This window comes from Endozoicomonas sp. 4G (assembly GCF_023822025.1).
Lineage (GTDB): Bacteria > Pseudomonadota > Gammaproteobacteria > Pseudomonadales > Endozoicomonadaceae > Endozoicomonas_A.
Genome location: NZ_CP082909.1, coordinates 4927675 through 4951898, shown reverse-complemented (window position 1 = coordinate 4951898; position 24224 = coordinate 4927675). Strand labels below are relative to the sequence as shown.

The 24224-nt window shown below is 50.7% G+C and carries 23 protein-coding genes; 10 read left to right on the top strand and 13 right to left on the bottom strand.

What is annotated here, in order from left to right:
- Positions 1-33: 33 nt before the first annotated feature.
- Both K7B67_RS19450 and K7B67_RS19445 read right to left on the bottom strand, forming a co-directional pair.
- Positions 34-846 (bottom strand): phytanoyl-CoA dioxygenase family protein, encoded by an 813-nt coding sequence (locus K7B67_RS19450; protein ID WP_252177518.1) that lies wholly within the window; start codon positions 844-846, stop codon positions 34-36.
- 232 nt (positions 847-1078) lie between these two features.
- Complete coding sequence (locus tag K7B67_RS19445) at positions 1079-1399, bottom strand: hypothetical protein (protein WP_252177517.1); 321 nt, start codon at positions 1397-1399, stop codon at positions 1079-1081.
- Positions 1400-1738: 339 nt separating this feature from the next.
- On the opposite strand from K7B67_RS19445, the gene K7B67_RS19440 reads away from it, so the two are divergent.
- Positions 1739-2932 carry a class I SAM-dependent rRNA methyltransferase gene (locus K7B67_RS19440; RefSeq protein ID WP_252177516.1) on the top strand — a complete coding sequence of 398 codons (1194 nt, stop codon included), beginning with the start codon at positions 1739-1741 and terminating at the stop codon, positions 2930-2932.
- Here the strand turns inward: K7B67_RS19440 and K7B67_RS19435 are convergent, their stop codons facing one another.
- From K7B67_RS19435 to K7B67_RS19425, 3 genes are all read right to left on the bottom strand, one after another.
- Positions 2933-4054, bottom strand: coding sequence for an aminotransferase class V-fold PLP-dependent enzyme (locus K7B67_RS19435; RefSeq protein ID WP_252177515.1), 1122 nt, complete (start codon positions 4052-4054; stop codon positions 2933-2935).
- Entirely contained in the window at positions 4051-4797 is a 747-nt protein-coding gene (locus tag K7B67_RS19430; RefSeq protein ID WP_252177514.1) for a tryptophan 2,3-dioxygenase family protein, read from the bottom strand. Before K7B67_RS19430 ends, K7B67_RS19435 begins: the two co-directional genes overlap by 4 nt.
- A 145-nt stretch (positions 4798-4942) precedes the next feature.
- A complete protein-coding gene (locus tag K7B67_RS19425; RefSeq protein WP_252177513.1) occupies positions 4943-5599 on the bottom strand; it encodes an HAD family hydrolase in 657 nt (218 codons plus the stop codon).
- A gap of 352 nt (positions 5600-5951) precedes the next feature.
- Between K7B67_RS19425 and rppH the strand changes: the two genes are divergently transcribed.
- Positions 5952-6458 (top strand): RNA pyrophosphohydrolase, encoded by a 507-nt coding sequence (gene rppH, locus K7B67_RS19420; protein WP_252177512.1) that lies wholly within the window; start codon positions 5952-5954, stop codon positions 6456-6458.
- A gap of 102 nt (positions 6459-6560) precedes the next feature.
- A complete protein-coding gene (gene ptsP / locus K7B67_RS19415; RefSeq protein ID WP_252177511.1) occupies positions 6561-8843 on the top strand; it encodes a phosphoenolpyruvate--protein phosphotransferase in 2283 nt (760 codons plus the stop codon).
- 34 nt (positions 8844-8877) lie between these two features.
- Here the strand turns inward: ptsP and K7B67_RS19410 are convergent, their stop codons facing one another.
- The 4 genes from K7B67_RS19410 to K7B67_RS19395 form a co-directional block, all read right to left on the bottom strand.
- Positions 8878-9726 (bottom strand): substrate-binding domain-containing protein, encoded by an 849-nt coding sequence (locus tag K7B67_RS19410; RefSeq protein WP_252177510.1) that lies wholly within the window; start codon positions 9724-9726, stop codon positions 8878-8880.
- Positions 9727-9777: 51 nt separating this feature from the next.
- Positions 9778-10587, bottom strand: a complete 810-nt coding sequence (locus K7B67_RS19405; RefSeq protein WP_252177509.1) for a zf-HC2 domain-containing protein — start codon at positions 10585-10587, stop codon at positions 9778-9780.
- The gene (locus K7B67_RS19400; protein ID WP_252177508.1) at positions 10584-11156 is read right to left on the bottom strand and encodes a sigma-70 family RNA polymerase sigma factor; all 573 of its coding nucleotides are present in this window, start codon (positions 11154-11156) and stop codon (positions 10584-10586) included. The genes K7B67_RS19405 and K7B67_RS19400 overlap by 4 nt, the downstream gene beginning before the upstream one ends.
- Before the next feature lie 134 nt (positions 11157-11290).
- Positions 11291-11731, bottom strand: a complete 441-nt coding sequence (locus K7B67_RS19395; protein ID WP_252177507.1) for a hypothetical protein — start codon at positions 11729-11731, stop codon at positions 11291-11293.
- A gap of 230 nt (positions 11732-11961) precedes the next feature.
- Here K7B67_RS19395 and K7B67_RS19390 point away from each other — a divergent pair, with 230 nt between their 5' ends.
- Together K7B67_RS19390 and K7B67_RS19385 are read left to right on the top strand one after the other, a co-directional pair.
- The gene (locus K7B67_RS19390; protein WP_252177506.1) at positions 11962-12771 is read left to right on the top strand and encodes a carbon-nitrogen hydrolase family protein; all 810 of its coding nucleotides are present in this window, start codon (positions 11962-11964) and stop codon (positions 12769-12771) included.
- Positions 12768-13064, top strand: a complete 297-nt coding sequence (locus K7B67_RS19385; RefSeq protein ID WP_252177505.1) for a helix-turn-helix domain-containing protein — start codon at positions 12768-12770, stop codon at positions 13062-13064. The genes K7B67_RS19390 and K7B67_RS19385 overlap by 4 nt, the downstream gene beginning before the upstream one ends.
- 49 nt (positions 13065-13113) lie before the next feature.
- Here the strand turns inward: K7B67_RS19385 and ppk1 are convergent, their stop codons facing one another.
- Both ppk1 and hemB read right to left on the bottom strand, forming a co-directional pair.
- The gene (gene ppk1 / locus K7B67_RS19380) at positions 13114-15288 is read right to left on the bottom strand and encodes a polyphosphate kinase 1 (protein ID WP_252177504.1); all 2175 of its coding nucleotides are present in this window, start codon (positions 15286-15288) and stop codon (positions 13114-13116) included.
- Between the two features lie 87 nt (positions 15289-15375).
- Entirely contained in the window at positions 15376-16374 is a 999-nt protein-coding gene (gene hemB / locus K7B67_RS19375) for a porphobilinogen synthase (RefSeq protein WP_252177503.1), read from the bottom strand.
- A gap of 101 nt (positions 16375-16475) precedes the next feature.
- Here hemB and K7B67_RS24005 point away from each other — a divergent pair, with 101 nt between their 5' ends.
- From K7B67_RS24005 to K7B67_RS19355, 5 genes are all read left to right on the top strand, one after another.
- Entirely contained in the window at positions 16476-17162 is a 687-nt protein-coding gene (locus tag K7B67_RS24005; protein WP_346658239.1) for a TVP38/TMEM64 family protein, read from the top strand.
- Positions 17163-17164: 2 nt separating this feature from the next.
- Entirely contained in the window at positions 17165-18643 is a 1479-nt protein-coding gene (locus K7B67_RS19370) for a mercuric reductase (RefSeq protein ID WP_346658238.1), read from the top strand.
- Positions 18644-18834: 191 nt separating this feature from the next.
- The gene (locus tag K7B67_RS19365; protein ID WP_252177502.1) at positions 18835-20109 is read left to right on the top strand and encodes an L-serine ammonia-lyase, iron-sulfur-dependent, subunit alpha; all 1275 of its coding nucleotides are present in this window, start codon (positions 18835-18837) and stop codon (positions 20107-20109) included.
- A 102-nt stretch (positions 20110-20211) separates the two neighbouring features.
- Positions 20212-21756 (top strand): hypothetical protein, encoded by a 1545-nt coding sequence (locus K7B67_RS19360; RefSeq protein WP_252177501.1) that lies wholly within the window; start codon positions 20212-20214, stop codon positions 21754-21756.
- 8 nt (positions 21757-21764) lie between these two features.
- The gene (locus K7B67_RS19355; RefSeq protein WP_252177500.1) at positions 21765-22115 is read left to right on the top strand and encodes a hypothetical protein; all 351 of its coding nucleotides are present in this window, start codon (positions 21765-21767) and stop codon (positions 22113-22115) included.
- Positions 22116-22123: 8 nt separating this feature from the next.
- On the opposite strand, the gene K7B67_RS19350 is transcribed toward K7B67_RS19355, so the two are convergent.
- The gene (locus K7B67_RS19350; protein ID WP_252177499.1) at positions 22124-22678 is read right to left on the bottom strand and encodes a hypothetical protein; all 555 of its coding nucleotides are present in this window, start codon (positions 22676-22678) and stop codon (positions 22124-22126) included.
- A gap of 177 nt (positions 22679-22855) precedes the next feature.
- Positions 22856-24217 carry a sigma-54 dependent transcriptional regulator gene (locus tag K7B67_RS19345; RefSeq protein WP_252177498.1) on the bottom strand — a complete coding sequence of 454 codons (1362 nt, stop codon included), beginning with the start codon at positions 24215-24217 and terminating at the stop codon, positions 22856-22858.
- Positions 24218-24224: the final 7 nt, after the last annotated feature.

Genomic DNA, 24224 nt, shown 5'->3' with positions numbered 1-24224 from the left:
TCGTTTAAAGCTCCGTCGGCAGGACGGGAACAGTCAGGTGTATTTTTCCAGTCCCAACAGTTTCTTGCCCAGCTCACTGAGCTGAGCAGGTTCTCCCGGTTCCGGATCTTGTTGATAGCGCAGGCCCCGCCACTTTTCTGGTGCTCGTTTTTCCTGCCAGAGCTGTATACGTTCTTCAGCCGTTCCTTCAGAGCCTGCCGGAAACATAGAAATATAGACTGCCAGCCTGGGTTTGTCTGAAATATTCAGCATTCCAGAGTGGGGAAGACCTGAATCCCAGATGATCAGCGAACCGGCCTGTGCTGCTATCGGTTCGATCGGATACTGACTGAGTTCTTCTTCAGAGAACCAGAGACTTTCACGGTGTTTAAGCACATCATCTTTTTTGAAAAGGCTGGGCACACAGCAGAATGCCCCCTGGTCTTTTTCGGTGTCAGTCAGATAGAGAATGCCCTGCAAGCGCAATGATGTGAGTTTTTCTGCGGGAAAGTCGAGATGGATATGACGTTTTAGCTGGTCCGTTTCGGGATCAAGAGAGGGCGGTTTGAAGGACAGCCTGTCCATGCGAACCCAGAGTTTTTCAGTACCAAGGAGTTGTGAGAAAAGGGCGTGAATATTAGGGTGTTGTCTTATATTCCAGAGGCTCTGATGCTGATGAACAGGAACCAGACCGTTGTATCCGAGATCTTTTTGGTACCAGCTTTGGGGATTGCTGAGGTCAATATCAAGAAAGTGTGTGATTAAATCAATGGCGTCATCACACAGGGACAGCGGAACAGCGTCAGGAATAACCGTATAACCGTTCTCGCTGAGTTGGCGTCTGTTTTCCTTGGACAGAGTCAACATGCTTAGCCTCACTGATTCAGTTCAGGTGTTGTTTTAGAGTAAACAGTCCTGAATCGAATGAACAGTCTTGAACCGAATGAACAGTCTTGAACCGAATGAACAGTCTTGAACCGAATGAACAGTCTTGAACCGAATGAACAGTCTTGAACCGAATGAACAGTCTTGAACCGAATGAACAGTCTTGAACCGAATGAACAGTCTTGAACCGAATAAACAGTCCTGCAAGCCTGTTTCAGTGAAGTGTCTCGTTGGCTTCTCTTTCTTCCAGATCTTCCAGCAGGGATTCGAGAACGACCTTGAGAGTATCCGTCTCTTTGTTAAGTTCGTAATGGCGAACCATGGCGACCATGGCCTGCGCCATCGGATAGATGCGAAGGAAATTTTTCAGGTCGTGTGGCTGAACAGCCTGACCGGAATGCTCGACAAAGTGGTTGGCACCGGAAGCCGATCCCTTGTTGGCAGAGTCTACCAGAGACTTTATCTGCTCAAGATCGTCCAGATCATTAAAACCCAGAAGCATTTCAGCCAGGCTTTCTTGAAGCTGTGCTCTCATAGTCATCACTCCTACGGGAGTCTGCCGGACGACTTCTGCCGCGTCAGGCTCCAGGCAACCCGTTAATAGGTTGAGAATAAAGTCTGATTATCTTTTAACCAATTCGTATGTCTGCTGATTTTTTTCGACTTACCAGAGTGTTTTTTCGATTTTTCAATGCTTTTGCAGGGGGAAACACTTATTAGGAGTGTCTTTTTTTCAGATTAGGAAACGAGGTGGCGGTTCACCTCCTGACAACTGTCGGCAAAAAGTGATAAATATCCCGCAATGACCGAAGTGCTCTGAACCTTTATAATCCTCCCTTCCTGTTTACCCTCTTGCCGCCCTGGTAGTAACTCCATGACGTTAAAAACTCTCCGCCTGAAGAACCGGGCTGATCGTCGATTAAAAGCGGGTCATCTCTGGATCTACAGTAATGAAGTCGATACCCAGAGTTCTCCCCTGAGAAACTTTGAAACAGGGGAGCTGATCAATATCGAAAGTGCTGAAGGCAAACCCCTGGGGACAGGCTATATAAACCCGAATAGCCTGATTTGTGCCCGTCTGGTCAGTCGAGACAGCAAATATGTTCTGGATCGTTCACTGCTGGTGCATCGTCTTCAGGTGGCCCTGAGCCTGAGGGAGAGAGTATTTCACAAACCCTTCTACCGTCTGGTCTTTGGCGACAGTGATGGTTTGCCGGGACTGGTGGTGGATCGTTTCGGCGATGTTGTTGTTGCCCAGATGTCCACCGCCGGTATGGAAGCGGTGAAGGGCGATATTGTTGATGCCCTGGTCAAGGTGCTCAAGCCCTCAGGCATTCTTTTGAAAAATGACGGAACCGGTCGACAGCTGGAAAAACTGCCTGAGTATGTAGAAGTTGCTTATGGCGAAGTGCCGGAAAAAGTAGCACTGGAAGAGAACGGTGTGAAATTTCTGGCCCCGGTTATGAAAGGCCAGAAAACGGGCTGGTTCTACGACCATCGCCTGAACCGGGAACGTCTGCGTCACTACGTCAGTGGTAAGAAAGTACTCGATGTGTTCAGTTATGTCGGTGGCTGGGGTGTTCAGTGTGCGGCTTTTGGCGCCAGCCATGTAACCTGTGTTGATGCTTCTGAACAGGCGGTAGACCTGGTTCATGAAAATGCCGGGCTTAACGGTCTTGCCGATCGTGTAGCGTCTATCCAGGGTGATGCTTTCACGGCTCTGAAAGCCTTGAGGGATGAAGGGGAAAAGTTCGATGTGGTGATTGTTGACCCACCGGCCTTTATCAAGAAACGCAAGGATACCAAAGCCGGTGAGCAGGCCTATCGCCGCATTAACGAGCTGGCCATGAGGTTGTTGGAAAAGGATGGCATTCTGGTGTCCTGTTCCTGCTCCATGCATCTTCAGAAAGAGTCACTGTTCGATGCCCTCAGGGCGGGCAGTCGCCATATTGATCGTAATTTGCAAATTATCGAGCAAGGCCATCAGGGTCCCGATCATCCTGTTCTGCCTGCCATACCGGAGACCGAATACATCAAGGCGATCATTGCCCGGGTGACCCGGGCCTGATCAGAGCCGGTTAATGACTTCAACCAGCTGGTCTGCGTCTTCTTCCGTATTGTAGATATGAGGTGAAAAACGCAGGCCTTCAGATCGTTGATCGCAGACTATGCTGGCGTTATTCATAGCGGCCATGGCTTTCTGGTTATTTTTAAATGAGATAGCCAGGGTGCCTCCCCGACGATCTTCCTGCAATGGTGAGCGAATCTCTCCCTGGCGAATCTGGGCGATAATACGATTAATCAGCTTCTGGTTATGCTGAAAAATCGCTTCCGTACCGATACCGTCCAGGGTTCGGATACTCTCTGCCGAGACGGTAAAGGGCATAATGGACGGGGTTCCGCCAGCAAAGCGCCCTGCATCCTCCCCATAGTCAAAGTGATGAATATCAAACTCCATAGGGTTCTGATGAGAGAACCAGCCGACATCCATGGGCTGACAATGTTCGATGATGTGATCACTGGCCCAGAGATAGCCACTGCCGGGGCCACCGCACAGCCATTTAACACTGGAACCGATCACAAAGTCGGCCTGCCAGGTTTTGAGGTCAATAGGAACCACGCCAGCTGACTGGGCGATATCGACAACAGAAATAACCGATTTCCTGTGGGTCAGTTCTGTGATTTCAGCAACGGGCAAACGCAGGCTGTCATTGGACTGAACGTGAGTGATAAAAGCCAGCCAAGTATCGTCGGACAGCATGTCATCCCAGCAGTTCAAGTCCGTAAGGTCAGCTTCGTGAGGTATGAAACGGGGCTTGAGTCCAAAACGTTGACACAGGGTCTGGATCACAAATCCCATCGAAGGGAAGTCTCGCTCTGACAGCAGAATATGATGGCCAGCAGGTGGCAGTGGCAGCGACCCCACTATTTTTGTCAGAGCGCTGGACAGGTTGGTCTGTGGGCAAAACTGTTGGGTTTCACCGTTCAGCAGATTGGCCAGAGCCCCATTGAACCGGGTCAGGTTGTCGAGCCATTGTCCCCATGCATTGCTGCCTTGCTGTTTCCAGGGTTCCAGAAAATGATTCACAAAGGCGTCGCTGGCACTTCTGGGCAGACAACCAACCGAGTGGTTCAGAAGGTAGACACCCTGTTCCGGTTGATAAAACCGTTCTTGAATATCAGTGGTCATGAGCCATTTTCGTTGTTGAGTTTATCCCTTTTTACGCCATACTCCCCGCCCCAGGCATCGGTCATTGCACCACGGATATCCCAGAGCTCGGGGAAGAACCGGTGTTGAATGCCTTTTTGCAGCAACTCTACAGAGCGGCCTTTTAAGGATTTAGCGCCAATGCCAATGGTTCTGTAGATCAGTTTAAGGTGGTGAATACGGAAAAACTGAAACTGTTCATCGAACTCGGTGAGCGCTTCTGCCACCACATAGGCGTCGCAGTGACGGTATTGTGAGTTATAGATTTTTTCTACCGTCAGCCCTTTTTGATCCAGATAATGGGTTTTATAACTCTCCCAGAGGAAAGGAGGCATTTTCAATAGCGTTCTGAATCCGGGGGATTCCTGGCCACTGCCATTACCCAGTTGCAGCCGGATCTCCTGATACTCTTTTGGTGACATGCTTTCCAGCAGTTGCAGCTGGCTGGTCATCATAGTCAGTGTTCGATGTACTCTCTGGAACAGGGTAATGACGCGATGGGTATTGGTTTCCTGAAGGTAATCATCAATGTCCAGAAGGGTGTAGCCGATCAGTTTCATCCAGAGTTCTTCGACCTGATGAACGACCTGGAACATCAGTTCATCTTTATTGCAAAGATCAGCCATCGGTTTCTGGGCTTTAAGAATCTGTGGCGTGTTGAGATAAACTTCGTAGTCCAGTTTACCTTCACCTTCCATCAAGGCGTAGAAGTGGGATCTGTCCATCGTCTCTCCGCTTGTTTTAATGATTGTGAGCAGAGTCCGGGTAAGGGACTTACTCTTGTGGAGGTATCAGCAATGGCTTGGTCAAGCTGCCGACGCCCCCTAAATAAAGCACAGAAACGGACTGTTCTGAAGAAATAAATCAAATTTACCTGAGGCTGATCACAGGCCATCCTTTCTCAGTAGCCACCGCGGTCAACTCAGGGTCAGAATCAACAGCGAAAGAGTGATCTACCTGACCCAGCAGAGGCAGGTCATTTTTTGAATCACTATAGAAGTGGCTGCCTTCCAGAGAGTATTCCGGGTTTTCCTGCAACCATTGCTTAAGGCGGATCACCTTGCCTTCCTGAAACGTCGGCGTGCCGACCACTTTTCCGGTGTAGCGGTTATCTTCAATCTCAAGTTCTATGGCCAGCAGCGTGTCGACATCAAATGCTCTGGCAATAGGCTCGGTAACAAATCGGCTGGTGGCGGTGATGATCATCAGGTGATCACCCTGTTCCCGGTGCTTTTTCAGGAGGTTCACCGCTTTTTCCAGCATGATGGGGCGAATGCTTTGCTCCATGAATTGGTCGTGCCAGGTTTTAAGTTCGTCCAGAGTGTAGCGGGTCAGTGGCTCAAGACAAAAGTCCAGGTATTCACTAAGAACCAGCGTGCCCGCTTCGTACTGTTGATAGAAACGATCATTGCCGGCATGAAAGTGGGCAGCATCCACCAGACCTTCATTAGCCATGAACTGTCCCCATAGATAGTCGCTGTCACCGGCTATCAGGGTGTTATCAAGATCAAAAATTGCCAGAGCCACAAATACTCCTGTCAGATTGCACTTCTGAAAAATGAAGGGGGGATTGTACTATGAAAATCTTCCTAAAGATTGTTGATGATTTTTTTCAGGAAAGCAAAAGTGGCATCCTGATTGCTGAGCTCTAGGAGCCTGACCGAGAATGGCGCCCGTAGCGAGGACGGCAGAAAATTGAGGATAAAAATTCGGTTTTGTGAGGAGAATAGCTAGCTATTTGACGAACAAAAGCGGATTTTTAGACCAATTTGCTGTCGCCGCAGTAGGGCAGCTATTCTCGGTCAGGCTCCTAGATTGCTGTTGTGCAGTGGTTTATGAAACAATGCCGGATAAGAAAGAGTTTAAGGTAGTCGCTTAAGTGATTGATACAGATGGATTCAGGCCCAATGTGGGCATAATCCTCGCTAATCGTCACGGACAGGTCCTGTGGGCCAGGCGAATCAGACAGGAAGCATGGCAGTTTCCCCAGGGGGGCATAAACGATGATGAAACCCCCGAACAGGCCATGTATCGCGAGCTGTACGAAGAAGTTGGGCTTCAGCCCCAAGACGTCAAAGTTCTGGATTGCACTCGTGGCTGGCTGCGTTATCGCCTGCCCAGAAGGCTGGTTCGTAGAGATCAGTACCCGCTTTGCATTGGACAGAAACAGAAATGGTTTCTGTTGGAGCTGCTGAGCGGTGATGATCGGATTAGTGTGGATCATACCGGATCACCGGAGTTTGATGGCTGGCGATGGGTCAGTTACTGGTATCCGTTGGGGCAGGTCGTTTCATTCAAAAGGGAGGTCTACCGCCGTGCTTTGCGTGAGCTGGCTCCCCGGATAGGACAACTGCAAGGTAACAAAGGCTCAGACAATAGGCAGTGAAGTGCGATCTTTGACATTTCATGGCAAACAACAGAATCGGGCGTCTGTTATTCCTGGGATAGCAGATACAGGAGACAGATAATCAGACTGGATTAAGTCACCATGCTGAACACCTTGCGTACAATTGTACAGGAAGTCAGTGCCGCTTCGGATTTGAGGATGGCGCTGGACATCATTGTGCAGCGGGTTCGGCAGGCTATGGCCACTGAAGTCTGTTCTGTTTATCTCTACGATGCTGAACAATCTGTCTATACGCTTATGGCGACAGAAGGCCTGAATAAAAAGGCTGTCGGTGTCGCCTGTTTATCCCAGTCTGAAGGTCTGATCGGCCAGGTGGGTCTCAGAGAAGAGCCTATCAACCTGAAAATGGCCTCCTCTCATCCTAAATACCGTTACATCAAGGAAACCGGTGAGGAAAAGTTTCATGCTTTTCTTGGCGTTCCCATCATTCATCACCGGATGACTCTGGGTGTACTGGTGGTTCAACAAAAAGAACAGCGTCGTTTTGACGAACATGAAGAAGCTTTCCTGGTCACCATGTCTGCCCAGCTTGCCGGTGTTATCGCCCATGCTGAGGCCACCGGTTCCTTGCATGTTACGGTAGATACCCAAAAAACAGCTCGTTTTCAAGGGACGCCCAGTGCCACCGGTGTTGCCATTGGTGAAGCCGTTGTCGTTGCACCGGTGGCTTATCTGCGCGCTGTTCCTGATCGTATTTGTCATGACATCAAGAAAGAGCTGGAGTCGCTGGATCTGGCCCTGGCGTCGGTTCGCTCGGAAATGAAAGCCACAGCCGAAAAGCTCTCTGGCCATCTGCCAGCAGAAGAGCAGGCCTTGTTTGATGTCTATCTACGGATGCTGGACGACAATGCCCTGGGGCTGGAAATCAGGAACCGGGTGAAACAGGGGAACTGGGCACCGGGAGCGCTCAGGCAGGTTATAGACGAGCACATTCGTAATTTTGAAAGAATGGACGACGCTTATATGCGGGAGCGTGCGGTTGATGTAAAAGACCTTGGTCGTCGGGTTCTGGCCAGCATTCAGAAACAGGACCATGAAAACATAAGCTACCCTGATCAGACTGTTTTGATCAGCGAAGAGCTGACCGCCAGTATGCTGGCGGATGTTCCCCGGGAGAAGCTGGCTGGCCTTGTATCCGTGCGGGGCTCAAGCAACTCCCATGCGGCCATTCTGGCCAGGGCTATGGGCATTCCTACCGTGATGGGGGCTGTCGACCTGCCCTATCACAAGATGTCCAGCAAGCAGTTGATTGTCGATGGTAACCTTGGCCTGGTTTATGCGTCGCCTTCCAAAGAACTGCTGGAACACTATCAGGCCGTTGTTGAAGAAGAAAAAGAATTCAGTGAAGGGCTTGAAGCGATCAGCGATCTGCCCTGTGTCACTGTGGATGAACACCGGTTGCCGCTTTGGGTGAATACCGGTCTTATGACGGATACGGTTCGCTCCCTGGATCGTGGCGCGGAAGGTGTCGGTCTCTATCGTACCGAAGTTCCTTTTATGCTCAGGGATCGATTCCCCAGTGAAGCGGAACAGGAAAAAATCTATCGTCAGCAACTTGAGGCTTTTGCACCCAGGCCGGTCACCATGCGCACGCTGGATGTGGGCGGTGACAAGGCGTTGTCCTATTTTCCCATTGAAGAAGACAATCCTTTCCTTGGCTGGCGGGGTATCCGGGTCACACTGGATCATCCGGAAATATTTCTGGTGCAAATCAAGGCGATGCTAAAGGCCAGTGTTGGCCTGGATAATCTTCGAATCATGCTGCCCATGATAACCAGTGTCCATGAAGTAGAAGATGCATTGTATCTTATCCACAGGGCACATGGTGAAGTGTTAGCCGAGGGCCTGACTGTGGTGATGCCTCCGGTTGGCGTTTTGATTGAAGTGCCTGCTGCCGTCTATCAGGTTCGTGAACTGGCCCAGAGCGTGGACTTTATGTCGATCGGTTCCAATGACCTTACGCAGTACCTGCTGGCGGTGGATCGTAATAACCCCAGGGTGGCGGGCTTATATCATTCTTTCCATCCGGCTGTTTTGCAGGCACTTCGAAAAATTGTCGAAGATTGCCACAAAGAAGGCCGGTCAGTCGCTATTTGCGGTGAAATGGCGGGCGATCCGGTGGCTTCTGTTCTGCTTCTGGCCATGGGGTTCGACATGCTTTCCATGAGCGCGGCCAACTTGCTTAAGGTGAAATGGGTGCTCAGGAAAATCACTATGGAGAGAGCCAGGGAAATGCTTGATGATGTGATGACGCTGGACAACGCTCATCTGATCCGGAGTACTCTGGAGCTGGCCCTTTGTCGTGAGGGGCTCGGCCAGGTTCTGGGTATCAAAAGTAAGCGTTTTTCTGGCCTGCCAGACTGATGCTTGCCAGCATCAATCTGACCAGTTTTTACTGTCAGCGAGTCCAGCCGAGAGTTGCGACGAGCTTTTCCCCTTCGCTGCTGTTCAGGAATTTAACGAAGTCAGCTGTTGCCGGGTCCGCTTTTGGAGATACGGCGATGTTCATGTCCCGGTAAATGGTTCTGGTTTTCTCCAGCTCTACATAATCCACTTTGCTGGAGTTAGCCAGAGGCCAGTCGATCCAGGTAATCCACGCGTCAGCTTTTTTATCGAAGGCTTTAAAGGCCGCACCACTGCCTTTTTCGAAAGCAACAATGTTCTTTCTCAGTTTCTGGATGTCTTGCAGTGAGCCTTCACGGCCTGCGATATCTTCCCAGAGACCCGTGCCTGAAGTGTTGTAGACACCCTTGCCTTCGGTCACAACCACTTTGATGCCCGGCTTTAGCAGATCATCAAAGCCTTGAATGTCCTTTGGGTTGCCTTCTTTAACGGCGATGGTGGCACGACGAAGGTAAACCGGCTGGACATCTTTTTCGGAAATGAAGTGGTAGTTTTCCAGGTACGCAGTAATGGACTGCTCAGAGGCACCAAAGATAATGTCAGCCTTGGCCTGGGCATCATGGGTCCACTTAGTTTCAGGTCCGAAAATAACCTCTACTTTTTTACCTGTTTTCTTTTCATAGGCTTCAGCCACTTTAATCAGGGCGGTGTGAGGACCACCCGGACCGTAAAGTCTGATCACGCCATCGGCAGGCTGATGCTCAATAGCAGCGTCGTAGAACACACCTTCGCGATCATTCGCGGTGCCTGTAGCGGCAGTTGCAGCAACAGTGGCTGAAGCTATGGAAGAGGCTGCCAGGGTAGCCAGGGCAATGGAAGTTGCTAATGCTTTAAGCTTTTTCATGTTTGTCTCTCACTCAACTAATGGTTATTCAGTCAGGCTTTTCATGCCTGCTCAGATGGTATTCATTTTCAAATCGTTTACGGCTGGCATCGCTCTGCGTGGGCCTACCATCAGCAGTCCGGAGGACTTCATGGGGAGCGCGCGGATTTCGGTGCCATCCTTTTCGCGGGTGAAGCTACCCTGTTGGGCAATGGCTGCACGAACTTGCGGATTCCTGAAGAGAACGGACTCTTCGATTCGATACTGGAACACAATATCTTTGCCACTGCGCATCGCGTAAACCTGTGCTGGTGCCCCGCCTATGGACGTTTCCCAACTGGACAGCAGGGTGCCTCCCGGCCAGGTGGCAGGGGCTTCTGTCCCGTGTAGCGATACCGGCAGAGTGGCTTGCTCAGCTGCCTGGTAATGGGAGAGAGCATCCGCCACCATAGGAATTTCGCTATGGGGGGCACTGGGCATCTGTTGCATGTACAAGGCCACCATCAGGGCCAACGCGGTTGCCCAGCCTCCGGCTGAAAAGGTCAGCTTCAGCCATTGGCGTTCCAGCCACCGCCCCGGACTGATCGTTATTCCGGGTTTTTGTTTCTGAGTGTCCGTGCTCCGGGGTTGTCCGGTAATCCTGTCCAGCTTTTCGTGCAGGCTGACAGTCATTCTTGCCAGTGGCATTGCGCTCAGGTGCTGGTTAAGAGCAACCTGTCTGGCAAGGTCATCGCGACAGAGTTTGCAGCCTGCCAGATGAGCTTCGACAATCAGGACTTCGTCGTCTTCCAGCTCATTGTCTGCATAGCCAGCCAGTAGGTCTTGCAAAGAGGTATGAAGCTCCTGCCATTCAGGATCCTCTGTTTTGTAAGAAGTACTCATGACACACCTTCTGCTGATCGGCTGCGAGTCTGGTTTGAGCGATTATCACTCGATTTGATTATTGCGGTGGACAGCATTCTTCTCGCTCTGGAAAGACGGCTCATCACCGTTCCTTTTGGAATTCCCAGGATGTCACTGATTTCCAGATAGCTCAGCCCTTCAACATCCCTGAACAGGAGCACTTCGCGAAACTCGCAGGGTAAGGCCGAAATAGCGGTCTGAAGCTGATCCTGGCTCTGCTTCTTTAGTAGCTCTTCAAAGGGGCCCGGAGATGACGAGGGGTGCCTTTGAAGCTCTGCATCTTCAACGCTGACCACCGGTGCGAGCTGCACTCTTCTTGACTCCCGTCGTACATCGTCGACGATGACGTTTTGAAGTATTTTCAGCAGCCAGACGTAGACCGTTTCTTTCTCCTTGAGATCAGAAAAATGTCTCCAGGCTTTGAGCATACTTTCCTGCACCCAGTCTTCAGCTCGCTGTCGTGAGTCTGTCTGGCGCACCGCTACAGAGAACAAGCGGTCGCGCCAGGGTGACGTAAGCTGTTGAAACTGTTTTGCAATGTCAGGCATGGATACACCAAAAAGATTACTCACCCTAAAGACGGAGTGAGTTCTCCCTTTATTCCCGAATTTTTAAAAAAGATTCATGTTTTTTTGCTCTGTCGCAGATTGGCTGGTTGATGGGGGTGTTCAAGCTCCACAGGCTATTGGGGTTTCTTTCCAGAATTATTGGCTTTTATAGCGTAAACAGTCACATTGGATGAGTGATCAATGGGGGGCTGAATAAAAAGCATAATTTTTTGAATGGAGCGGTTATGGGCAGGAATCGGGAACTCCCGGGTTTCCATGCCTGACCGCACTCGCTTCTGGATACTCAGGTTAATGACCTGCCCATCGCTCATATACACCTTGCCGGAACGGATCTTCAAATCACCTTGGGTGATATGAAATTTCAGCGCCTTGTAAGGCATTTTCCGGGCTTGTGAAGAGATTTTGATGTTGACAGTGTCTTCAGAAGGAAGGACTTGTTTTTCACCTATTTTCTGCCATTCTCCGCTGGCAGCGGCCTGCAGGATCATAGATAACAAAAGCACCAGTGTGGCGAGCAGGGACTGATAAAGTCGGGTTGAGTTTTTTAATCTCATCTTACACACCTTGATTTTCATCACGCACTAGTTGCGAAGACATGCAGTTTGCGGAAGGTTCTGAAAGCAGTAGATATAAATGGTGTGTTAGAAAGCTAGCTGGTTTTGACCGTTCTGTCGCCCCGTTGAAAGCTAACGACATTTTTTTAATCAGATATACTACATTTCGTTCACTCTGGTTCAGAGGGAGCCGTATCTATTTCACTGGAATAGCAGAGGGGAGAGCGCCTATGAGTAAAACGGTAACTGCTGCTGTGGTCCAAATGTGTTCCGGACCCGACGTTCAAGCCAATCTCAAGCAGGCAGAAGAGCTTTTTGCAGACATGGAGTCTTCGGTTGACCTTATTGTACTGCCTGAATGTTTTGCCCAGTTCGGGGGAGATGTTCCCGTTCTGGGCAACAACACCAGTGTGGTCAGAAACTGGATGTCCCGCCTTGCCCGTCAGTCCAGGGCCTGGCTGGTAGGTGGTTCCATTCCCTGTGTCGTTAATGAAGGAGAGAACAGCAGGGCATCCTGTTTTGTCTATGACCCTGAGGGTAACGAAGTCACCCGTTACGACAAGATTCACCTGTTTGATGCTGATGTATCGGACGGCACGCGCCGCTACAGGGAATCTGATGATTATTCGCCGGGGAGTGATCTGAAGGTAGTGGATATGGAATTTGCCAGAACCGGTCTATCCATCTGCTACGACGTTCGTTTTCCAGAGCTCTACCGAGAGTTGCGAGTCAGGGAGGCAGAAATCATTACCGTACCTTCTGCCTTTACCAGGGTGACCGGGCGGGCACACTGGGAGCCATTATTAAGAGCTCGTGCTATCGAGAACCAGTGTTATGTACTGGCACCTGACCAGAGTGGCACTCATCCCAACGAGAGAGAAACCTGGGGCCACAGCCTGATTATTTCACCCTGGGGTGAAGTGTTGGCAGAAGCTGGTAAGGCTCCCTGTATTCTGACCGCTGAACTGGATATGAAAGCACTGCGGGAAATCAGGAAGCAAATGCCTTGTTTTGAACATCGTGTGTTGTGGAAAAAATGAAAAGCGTAGCGAACAGCATTATCCAGGGCCTTGAAGAGGCCGTGGCCTACACAAAAGGTGAGGATACAGGAGCAATCGTCCATGAGATGACACCCCTGGACATCAAAGACATTCGCCAGCAGCTTGATATGACTCAGGAAGAGTTTGCCCAGGCTGTAGGTGTAAAACTCCCCACCCTTCGCCACTGGGAACGGGGCGACCGCAAACCGAACGGCCCTGCTCGTGTATTGCTGAACCTGCTCGCCAGAGAACCCAAACAGATTGTCGCGATGCTAGGGCTGACTCATTCCTGAATCATCGATGCTTTGTACTTATTTTCTATCCTGAATGCCGGTTTGCAAATCACTGCGTGTAGTTAGCCAGTGTTTCCAGTAACTTTCTCTGGGCATCTCTACGACGCTGGCCTCTTGATGGCTTATTCTGCAGATAATGACCATCACTTTGCAGCTTCCAGCTGCGGGTATTGTCGGACAGGTACAGCTCCAGCTCTTTCTTGACTCGTGCAGTCAGTTTGGGTTCTTCAATCGGGAAGCAGGTCTCAACGCGCATATCCAGATTACGAACCATGCCATCGGCACTGGAGCAGTAGACTCTGAATTTGCCATCGTTTTCAAAGTAGAAAACGCGGGTGTGCTCAAGAAAACGGCCAACAATGGAACGTACCTGGATATTTTCAGACAGTCCGGGAATACCAGGTCTCAGGCAGCAGATGCCCCGAATGATCAAATGAACCTCGACACCAGACTGGGAAGCCCGGTAGAGCGCCTTGATCAGCTGACTTTCGGTCAGTGAATTGACCTTCATAATGATACGGGCCGGTTTGCCTTCTTTGGCGTTAGCGGCTTCCTGATTGATCAGTTCAATCAGGCTTTTCTTGAGCGTGAAGGGGGCATGGAAAAGCTTACGCACACGCACTGCCTTACCCATCCCCGTCAGTTGCTGAAAGATCTTGCGAACATCGTTAGTGATGTCCTTGTCGCAGGTCAGCAGGCTGTAGTCGGTGTAGAGTCGTGCGTTACCCGCGTGATAGTTACCGGTGCCCAGGTGTGCATAACGCTGAATTTTTTTGCCTTCCCGGCGAACAATCAGAATCAGTTTGGCGTGGGTTTTATAGGCAACCACCCCGTATACGACAACGGCCCCGGCTTCCTGAAGCCTTCTTGCCAGTGCCAGGTTTTCTTCTTCGTCAAAGCGGGCTCGAATTTCTACGATAACCGTGACTTCTTTACCTTTTCTGGCGGCGTCCACCAGGGCGTCGACCATTTCAGAGCGGGCACCGGTCCGATACAACGTCTGTCGTATTGCCAGAACGTTAGGGTCAGTCGCGGCCTGACGCAACATATCCACAACCGGGGTAAAGGATTCGAAGGGGTGGTGCAGCAGAATATCGGACTTACGAATGGCATCCAGCATATTAACAGACCGGGGGCTTCGGGCTTGCAGCGCCTTCGGGTAGCTCGGTGTAAAGCTGGGGAAGATCAGGTGTTCAAACTCAGGCGATGCCTCGTTGCATACCGACATCATGCGGGTCAGGTTGACCGGGCCACTGACGCAATAGAGCTCATCTTCTGTCAGGCCAAATTCTTTCAGCAGGAAATCAACCAGTGGCTGTGGGCAGTTATCCACCACTTCAAGGCGCACTGCTTCACCGTAGCGGCGGGAAAGCAGCTCACCCTGCAGAGCCTTGGCCAGGTCTTCCACTTCATCTTCAAGATCCAGATCGCTGTTTCGGGTCAGTCGGAACTGGTAGCAGCCCTTGATCGTCATGCCCGGGAACAGGTCCTGCATATGCAGGTGGATGATAGACGACAAAAATACATAGTTCCTGCCGCCTTTGTCACAGACATCATCGGGCAGTTTAACGACTCTGGGCAAGGATCTTGGCGCAGGGATAATCGCCATGCCGGTTTCACGGCCAAAAGCATCTTTGCCTTCCATTGCCACGATAAAACAGAGCAGTTTGTTGGTGAGCCTTGGGAAGGGATGAGCCGGGTCCAGTCCAATAGGGCTGATGATGGGCATGACTTCGTTGTAGAAAAAACGCTTGATCCAGGCTCTCTGTTTATCGTTCAGCTGATGACGTCGAATAAAGCGAATGCCCTGCCTGGCCAGACGAGGCAGCAGTTTGTCGTTCAGAATTTCGTATTGAAGCTGAACATTTTGCTTAGCCTGATGGCTGATCTCTTTCAGAACCGCCTGAGGACCCAGACCGTCCAAGCCCACTTGTTCACGGGCAAACTCTACCTGCTGCATCAGGCCAGCCACACGAATCTCAAAAAATTCATCCATGTTTGAGCTGTAAATCAACAGGAAACGGAGGCGTTCAATCAGCGGATGGTCGTCGTTTAAAGCCTGTTCAAGCACACGACGGTTGAACTGTAAATGACTCAGTTCCCTGTTGATGTAATATTCCGGGTTGCCCAGATCCGTGATACGAGGCACCGGGGCAACAGGTCCCGGGCTCTCTTTCAGGCTGGCTGTGAGTTCGGGGAGTTCCCGGTCTTGTGAGTTATCCATGGAACCTCTAACGACATCGGTTGGCAGTGCGCTCTTGTTGTAGCGCGATTGTACGACGTTTTGATGACTGAGTTGAGCATTAAGACATTATCGTTGAATCAGGCGGGCTGCCTCCTTAGCGTAGTAAGTCAGAATGGCATCGGCTCCAGCCCGTTTGAAGCAAAGCAGAGACTCCATCATGATAGCATTCCGGTCCAGCCAGCCGTTGGCAATGGCGGCCTGATGCATGGCGTACTCGCCGCTGACCTGATAAACAAAGGTGGGTGCCTTGAACTCATCCTTGGCTCTTCTGACCACATCCAGATAAGGCATACCGGGCTTAACCATGATCATATCCGCACCTTCATTGAGGTCGGCGGCGATCTCATGCAGGGCTTCATCAATATTGGCCACATCCATCTGGAAATTATGCTTGTTGCTCTTGCCGAGGTTGCCAGCAGAGCCCACCGCATCCCGAAATGGGCCATAGTAGCTGGAAGCGTATTTGGCAGAGTAGGCGAGAATCCGGGTGTTCAGATGACCGGTCTGTTCCAGTCGGGTGCGAATGGCAGCGATTCGGCCATCCATCATGTCCGAGGGAGCAACAATATCGGCTCCGGCCTCAGCATGAGACAGCGCCTGTTTAACCAGGACATCAACGGTTGGGTCGTTAACGACGTAGCCTGATTCATCAATCAGGCCATCCAGCCCATGGCTGGTGAATGGGTCGAGAGCGACGTCCGTAATAATGCCCAGCTCGGGCAGTGTTTGTTTTAACTCACGGATGGCCCGCTGAACCAGACCTTCAGGATTCCAGGCTTCGGCAGCATCATCAGACTTTTTCTCAGCGGGTGTGACCGGAAACAGGGCAATGGCCGGAATGCCCAGTTCCAGAAGCTCTTCCCCTTCGCGGATCAGCTCATCCACCGTCATGCGCTCTATGCCCGGCATGGAAGCAATGGCTTCCCGGTGACGAGTGCCTTCCAGAATGAAGACGGGGTAGATCAGGTCGTCAGTGGTAAGGTGGTTTTCCCTCATAAGACGGCGGGAAAAATCGTCAAAACGCATCCGTCTGGGACGGTTGGCTGGAAAGGGGCGCTGGATCATGTGCTTACTCAGAAGATATAGTTTGACAAGAGATATAGTTTGACAAGCATTATACGAAAAAGATGCGCTATGTGCTTTCACGACAGGTAAAGGACTCTTGTATGAAGAAAAGTAAAATCATTCTGCTGGTGACGGTTGCGGCAGCCATCGTGGGATTTTTTGCATTGGATGCACAACAATACCTGACTCGTGATTATTTTCAGTCGCTGTATAGCGATAACCCTGCACTAACCCTCGCTGTGTTCTTTGCCATTTATGTGGCGGTAACGGCACTCTCCCTGCCCGGCGCTGTCATCCTGACTTTGATCGGTGGTGCTATTTTCGGGTTAACGACCGGCCTGATTGTGATCTCTTTTGCCAGCACGATAGGGGCTACTCTGGCTTTCCTTATTTCCAGAACGTTGTTGCGGGAATGGGTTCAGAACAAGTTTGGCAACTACCTGGAAACCATCAATAAAGGCATTGAGCAAGACGGTCTGTTTTACCTTCTCACCCTGAGATTGATTCCGGTAGTTCCGTTCTTTGTCATCAACCTGGTTATGGGACTGACCCCCATGAAAGCCCGAACGTTTTACTGGGTCAGTCAACTGGGGATGTTGCCGGGAACCGCTGTCTACGTAAATGCTGGTGCTCAGCTTGGTCAGCTTCAGGAATTATCGGTCAGTGGCATTTTGACACCCGGGCTTATCGGCTCTTTGATATTGCTGGGGATTTTCCCCTGGTTAGCCCGCCAAGGGGTGGCCTGGATCAAAAAGTCTTCAGTCAGTGAAAATAACAAGGAGGAGTGAGTATGTTCGGTCATTCCGGTGTTTACAAGGGCTTCAGGAAACCCCGCAGGTTCGATAATAACCTGACCGTGATCGGTGCCGGTTCTGCCGGGCTGGTCAGCAGTTACATTGCTGCCGCTGTGAAAGCCAGAGTCACTTTGATTGAAAAGCACAAAATGGGTGGGGACTGTCTTAATACCGGCTGTGTTCCCAGCAAGGCTTTGATTCGATCTGCCCGAATCGCTCATTACCTGAAGCGGGCCAGTGAGTTTGGTCTGCAAAATGCGCAGGCTGATGTCAACTTCGCTGCCGTTATGGAGCGGGTACAGTCGGTCATCAGGCAGGTTGAACCCCATGATTCGGTTGAACGCTATACCGGTCTGGGGGTCAATTGCGTAACGGGTGCGGCCAGGCTGGTCAGCCCCTGGGAAATCGAGGTGGACGGTCAGCGGATTTCCAGCCGCAATATCATTATTGCCAGTGGCGGCAGGCCTTTTGTGCCGCCTTTGCCCGGTGTGGATCAGGTTACCCACTACACGTCAGATTCCATCTGGGGTATTCGGGCACAACCACAAACGTTGCTGGTCATCGGTGGCGGGCCGATCGGCTGTGAATTAACCCAAGCCTTCACCCGACTGGGTGTGAATGTCATTCAACTGGATCATGGCTCCCGCCTGTTGCATCGGGAAGATCCGGACGTTTCTGCGGCGGTGATGTCTCAGTTTCGTGAAGACGGGGTTGATCTGCGGCTGAACCACGAAACCCGATCTTTTCACCGGGAAGGTGATAGACAGTGGCTCGTGGCTGCGCATGAAGGTCAAACCGTTGAAATCGATTTCGATGCCGTCCTGTTTGCCACAGGTCGCAAAGCCAACACCGACGATCTGGGGCTGGCAGCACTGGGGATAGCAACCACAGAGCGTGGCACGATAGCGGTGAACCAATATTTGCAGACACGGTTCCCGAATATCTATGCCTGCGGTGATGTCGCCGGACCTTATCAGTTCACCCATGCAGCGGCTCACCAGGCCTGGTATGCCGCGGTGAACGCTCTGTTCGGTCGCTTCAAAAAGTTTAAAGTGGATTACTCAGTGATGCCCTGGTGCACCTTTACTGATCCGGAAGTGGCCAGAGTGGGTCTCAATGAAACTGAAGCCAGGGAACAGGGGGTTCCCTATGAGATCACCCGTTACGGTATTGATGATCTGGACCGGGCTATTGCCGATCAGGAAGCCAGGGGCTTTATTAAGGTTCTCACCAGACCGGGCAGCGATAAGATTCTGGGGTGCACTATTGTCGGTTACCATGCCGGTGAACTGATCACAGAGTACATCACCGCTATGAAGCACGGGCTGGGAATGAACAAGATTCTTGGCACCATTCATATTTATCCAACACTCAGCGAATCCAACAAGTATGCCGCTGGTGAATGGAAACGGGCCCATGCGCCGGAGGCTGTGTTGAAGTGGGTCAAAAAGTATCATGACTGGATGAGGCATTGACCTTAGTCGTCGATCTATTTTTTCTCAAAAGCCAATAAATGGGAAATAAATTGATCGTAAATAGGGTTTTATGGGGCAAAAAATGAACAATTTTTCCCTTTAATTCACGATAAACTGACTTCAGTGACTGATCATGCAGACGGGATTACCAGTGTCGTCTGCTTTCAAGGGTCAACGCAAGGAGTCATCGTATGTGGCAAGATAAATGGTCTACTTATCGGGATCTGATTCAAGAGCAAGTGACACCGGCGCTTGGTTGTACGGAACCTGTTTCCACCGCACTGGCTTGTGCTAAAGCAGTCCAGCTCCTCGACCAGACGGTGGAGCGGATGGAGGTTATGGTCAGCGGCAATCTGTTAAAAAACGGTATGGGAGTGGGCATTCCTGGCACCGGTGAAACAGGGCTATTAATTGCTGCCGCCCTGGGTGCGGTGTGCGGTGATCCGGATAAAGGTCTTGAGGTACTCGATAATGCCAACCCTGCCAATGTCGCCATAGCCAGACAGATGGTTGACGATGGCAGGATACAGTTATCCCAAGTGGATTCTCCGTCGATTCTTTACGTTAAAGTAATTGCCTACGCCGGCAAGGACACCGCGACCGTGGTGATTCAGGATTACCATACCAACATTGCCTTTCAGTCTTTAAACGGCAAAGTTATAGCAAGCACCGCAGATACTGATAAGCCTGTTGAAGAAAAAGAGAAACCGGACCTCAGTATTTCTGCCATCTACGAATTTGCCACCCAGGCAGATGTGGAGAAACTCACTTTTATTCTAAAAGCCTCAGAGCTTAACTGCGCCTTAAGTGATCTTGGACTGGAACAGGATTATGGCTTGAAAATTGGTAAGGTGCTGCGGGACTCCACGGTCGACGGATTGTCCACCCGCGACCTGATGTCACAGGCAATGATTCGTTCTGCCGCCGCTTCTGACGCCCGGATGGGGGGTGCCATGCTGCCCGCCATGAGTAATTCCGGCAGTGGTAACCAGGGCATTGCTGCCACCATGCCGGTGGTCGCTGTCGCGAACTGCATTGGTGCGCAAGAGAGCCAACTGGTCCGCGCCCTGATTATGAGCCACCTGATTGCCATTCACATTAAATCGCACATGCATGTGTTGTCCGCCTTCTGCGCCGCCACTACCGCTGCGGTCGGTGCCTCTGCCGCCATCACCTGGCTGATGGGGGGAGGTGAAAAAGAGGTTGAATCGGCGATTTTTAATATCTTCGGTGATGTCACTGGTGTTTTGTGCGACGGTGCAGGATCGGGCTGCTCCCTGAAAGTTTCTACTTCAGCCCAGGCCGCCGTTAAGTCCGCTATTATGGCAATGAATGGCGTCCGTATTACCTCCCACGAAGGCATTATTGAAGATTCCGTGGAGAGCACTATCGACAATATTGGTCACATTGCCAATGATGGACTGGCCAATGCTGATAAATTAATCATCAAAATAATGAGTACTTAACTTGATAGTTGCTTTAAAGCACTGACTGAATCGGCGACTGGACTAGATTAAAAATAAAGGGCCTCTTCTCTGAGGCCCGTTTACAGAATGGTCAGGAACCAGATGCCTCACTCCAGCATTTCACAAGCAGGGATATCCCCAACCCTCCCTAAAACCTCAGGAATGGATTCAGCGCCTGTTACCCGGCAGGAAGCTGACAATCCTGGTCGTCTTAATCGTCAATCTATAACCACTGTTGATCCAAAAGTCCGCCTGAATAATGGCAGCCTTGAGCCTTCGAGACTCTCTGGCAAAAGTCTGTCGGAATTCGATATTCAGGCGGCTTCACCCGGTGATGTGAAGAAGCTATTGCCTTCAGGACCTTCCCGCGAAGATCAACTTTTATTCAGAGTCAGTGATGTTAGAAAAAGAATTTCTCTGGAAAGATCGAAAGTAAGACCCAGCGTCGACAAAAGCAGCAAAGATGCCCTGACAGCAGCTCTGAAAAATGCCAATAAATCATTGAAAGAGGCCAAAGGGCTTCAGTCAGAGGCTCACAATCTGGCCAAACAGGGAGTACTGGAAGAGAACTTGCTGGAACTGGGACTGGGCGGTAAGAGAATGACCAGGGCTGAAAGCGAAGCATTCAGCGCAGCTCAGGACGCCGACCAGCTGGTAAATACACGAAAGCAGGAAGTGAAGGGTCTGGAGCGGGCGCAAAAGGATCTGAAAGCAGAGCAAAAGAAAGCTGCCAAAGCAGATAAGAAAGCCCATCAGGCGCTGGAAAGATTGCAGAAAGAGACATTGTCTCTGGGTAGGTCGGTAGCCAAAATTTGCAGTAAGGTGGTAAAAGCTAAAGATCAGTCCAGCAAAGGATTGGGAGAAGAACTCAAGTCTTTACAAAGGGCTCTGAAGAAGGCCAACGGTGTGGCGTCTCATGGTGAGAAGTTACTGGCTAAAGCCGATGAAAAGCAGATGAAGCATGGTATTGATACCGCGCCCATAAAAACCCTGGTTACGAATCGTATTTCAGAAGCCAAAACTGAAGCAAAACGGCTGGAGGTCGAGGTGGCTTCATTAAAGGAAAAAGTGAAATCGGCTCGAAAATCTGAAAAAGCAAAAAAGCAGGCGCAAAAAGCAATCGATAGCACTATCAGGCAACAGGAGAGAGCAGAAAAACAGGCTTCCCGGAAAAAAACCAGACTGCCAGAGAAAACGCAAAGTCGAGAAAAACGGTTAAACAAAGACGAAACGGTGACCCATATCCCATCCGACAAGGCCAGTTTCAGCCCATCAGAACCGCTTCCACTGAAGCCCGGCAAGACCCAGATGAGGGCTTTTCTCAAAGGCATAACGCCTCATAAAGGAATGGATACCCAGGCGCTGGAAAAGGCCATGGAAAATCTGTCCAAGCCCAACGATTACCGACAGGTGTTGGCCGATATCACGGCTTCAGGCCTGAATGTGAAGGAGCAGCTCAGACTCAGGTCCAACCTCAGTGCCTGCCTGTTGGGTGCCATGAAAGATCCCGAAAAATTTAAACAGTTTGACCGAGGCTTTATTGAACATATTATGTTTGGCGATAGCATGGTTGAGATTCAGCAGCAATATCCCCTGTCGGTGAAAAAAGACATAGAAAGAATTGATAAAGCAGTAGCGAGGAAATAACACTATTCATGCAATCTGATCATCTGCAACGGCTCCAGCATCGGGTGAGTGAGGCTGAAGCCTTTGAAGCCTCCATTTTGAAAAATCTGGAAGAAATCCAGCACAGAGTTGGCGAATGCTCCGAAAAGCTGACCCGACTGAATAGCCAGATGGCCATGCTGGAAGCCAGTCAGGAAGCTGATGAAGAACTGGCGAAGAAAATGGATGCGCTTAAATCCGAGCTGGTTGATGCCGAGGCTGCGTACCGTGAACAGATGGCCCAGGAATCCAGGTTACAGAAAATGGAGCTGGATGCCATCAGCCATCTTAAGGGAGCCAGAAACGAGCTGAAAATTGCCCAGCTCAAATCTGGCTCCTGAAAACGCTGCTACAGCTCTCCAGACGATTTATTGGAAACTTCATCGGCCTGAGGGAACCGATTAGTTATGTTGATGGCAGAATCACCGCAGTGCCAGGTCCACATCAGGTTAGGACTGAGCTGAACTTTGGCCTCCATGTACGTTCCCAGGCTAAACCTGAATTCCATGATTACCCAGCCCGGCCGGATTTCTGGTGTGATTCTAAGGTCTTCAGATCGTACCAGAAAGGTGGGGCTGATCATTTCATCAAAGTGCAGTCTGGCAAGGCGAGTATTATCCAGACTGACGCTCACATCCTTGATATAGCCCTCGTGCTGACTCGAAAAGATTCTTGCCGGTATTTTGTTTTCCGGCGTGGTGCCGTCGGAACCGGCTTGTATTACACATTTGCCAAAATCAACGGTTCCATGCAAACCAACACCCTGATCAAAAACAGCTCTTACCTTTGAGGTTGCTATGTCTGCATAATCGGCGTGACTGAGTGGTGCGAAGCCAATGAACAGACCTGACACTGCGATAAGAGAAGCCCTACGACATAAGCCGTTTGGTTGTAGCGAATTCATGACCATCCTCTCAATGAAGATATTGAATGGTTGCGAAAGCAACGGAAAGATTATAGGCAGTGTTCAGGTGTATCCCCATTGATTTAATAGCTTGATCTGTTATGAAAGAGCAGTTACATGCTTATAAAAGTAATTTATCCTCAATTAGCATAAGCTTCTCATTGAAATTGGCCAGGCTCAGGCCGAAGCCTTTTTCCTGGGAATACCCAGTCGTTGTCGTCTCTCCCAGAGTGTTTTACGACTGATGCCGAGTTTCTGGGCCAGGTCGGTTTCGGTCATTTGATCCTGATGCTCAAGCACAAAGCGCTGAAAGTAATCTTCCAGAGACAAACCATCCTGAGTCTCAACCACGTGGTTTCTGCCGGCATCAGTCCTGAACAGAGTCGACTTGACATGCACATCCAGATCCAGAGTCTCAGGCGTAATGATGTCGTCGTCACAGAGAATAACCGCTCGCTCAATGGCATGTTCCAGTTCTCGTACATTTCCCGGCCACTGATGCTGACAGATAGCTGCCATGGCTTCAGGAGAGTAGGAATACACTTCCAGCTCCATTTTGTTACAGATTTTTTCCAGCAGCTTTTCCGCGAGCATTAATACGTCGTTGCCCCGTTCACGTAAAGCCGGAATTCTCAGCTCTACCACTTTCAATCGATAGTAGAGGTCTTCACGGAAATCACCGCTTACAGAGAGCTGGCGCAGGTTTCTGTGGGTAGCGGCAATCAGTCGTACATCGACTTTCTGGGATTGCACGGAGCCGACCTTTCTGATTTCTCCTTCCTGCAGAACCCGGAGCAATCGAGCCTGAGCCTCCAGAGGCAGTTCACCGATTTCATCAAGGAACAGGGTACCGGCATTGGCGGCTTCAATCAGGCCGGTTCGGGCCGCTGTGGCGCCGGTAAAGGAACCCTTCTCGTGACCAAACAGTTCCGATTCAATCAGTGTCTCCGGGATTGCGGCACAGTTGACGGAGATCATCGGGCCATTGGCCCGGCGGCTGTTCTCGTGGAGTGCTCTGGCGACCAGTTCTTTGCCCGTTCCCGATTCACCCTGAATCAGAACCGTGGCATCGGTGGGAGCCACTTTCTGGATGCGTTTGAACAGCAGTTTCATGGCATCACAGTGTCCCAGAATCCCGTTGTATCCCGTCTGTGCGTCGCAAACCGATGGCTCAGGTGCAGCGGGTTTGCGTACCATAATCGCGGCAACACGATGCAGCATTTCGGAGTGATCAAAGGGTTTGGCGATATAGTCAACGGCACCCATTTTCATGGTGCTGACAGCGGAGTTGAGACTGGCATAGCTGGTCATAATGAGGACCGGTACGCCTTCAGCCAGGTGGATCATTTCGGTACCGGGTGAGCCGGGCAGACGCAAGTCACTGATGATCAGGTCAAAGTCTTTTAATGTATACGACAGCTCAGCTTCGTGGACAGAGCCTGCTTCACTGACTTTGTAATCGTTTCTTTCCAGCAGTCTTTTCAGGGAGGCTCGAATAATTTCTTCGTCCTCAACAATGAGAATATTGCCCTGGTTCATACGGTTT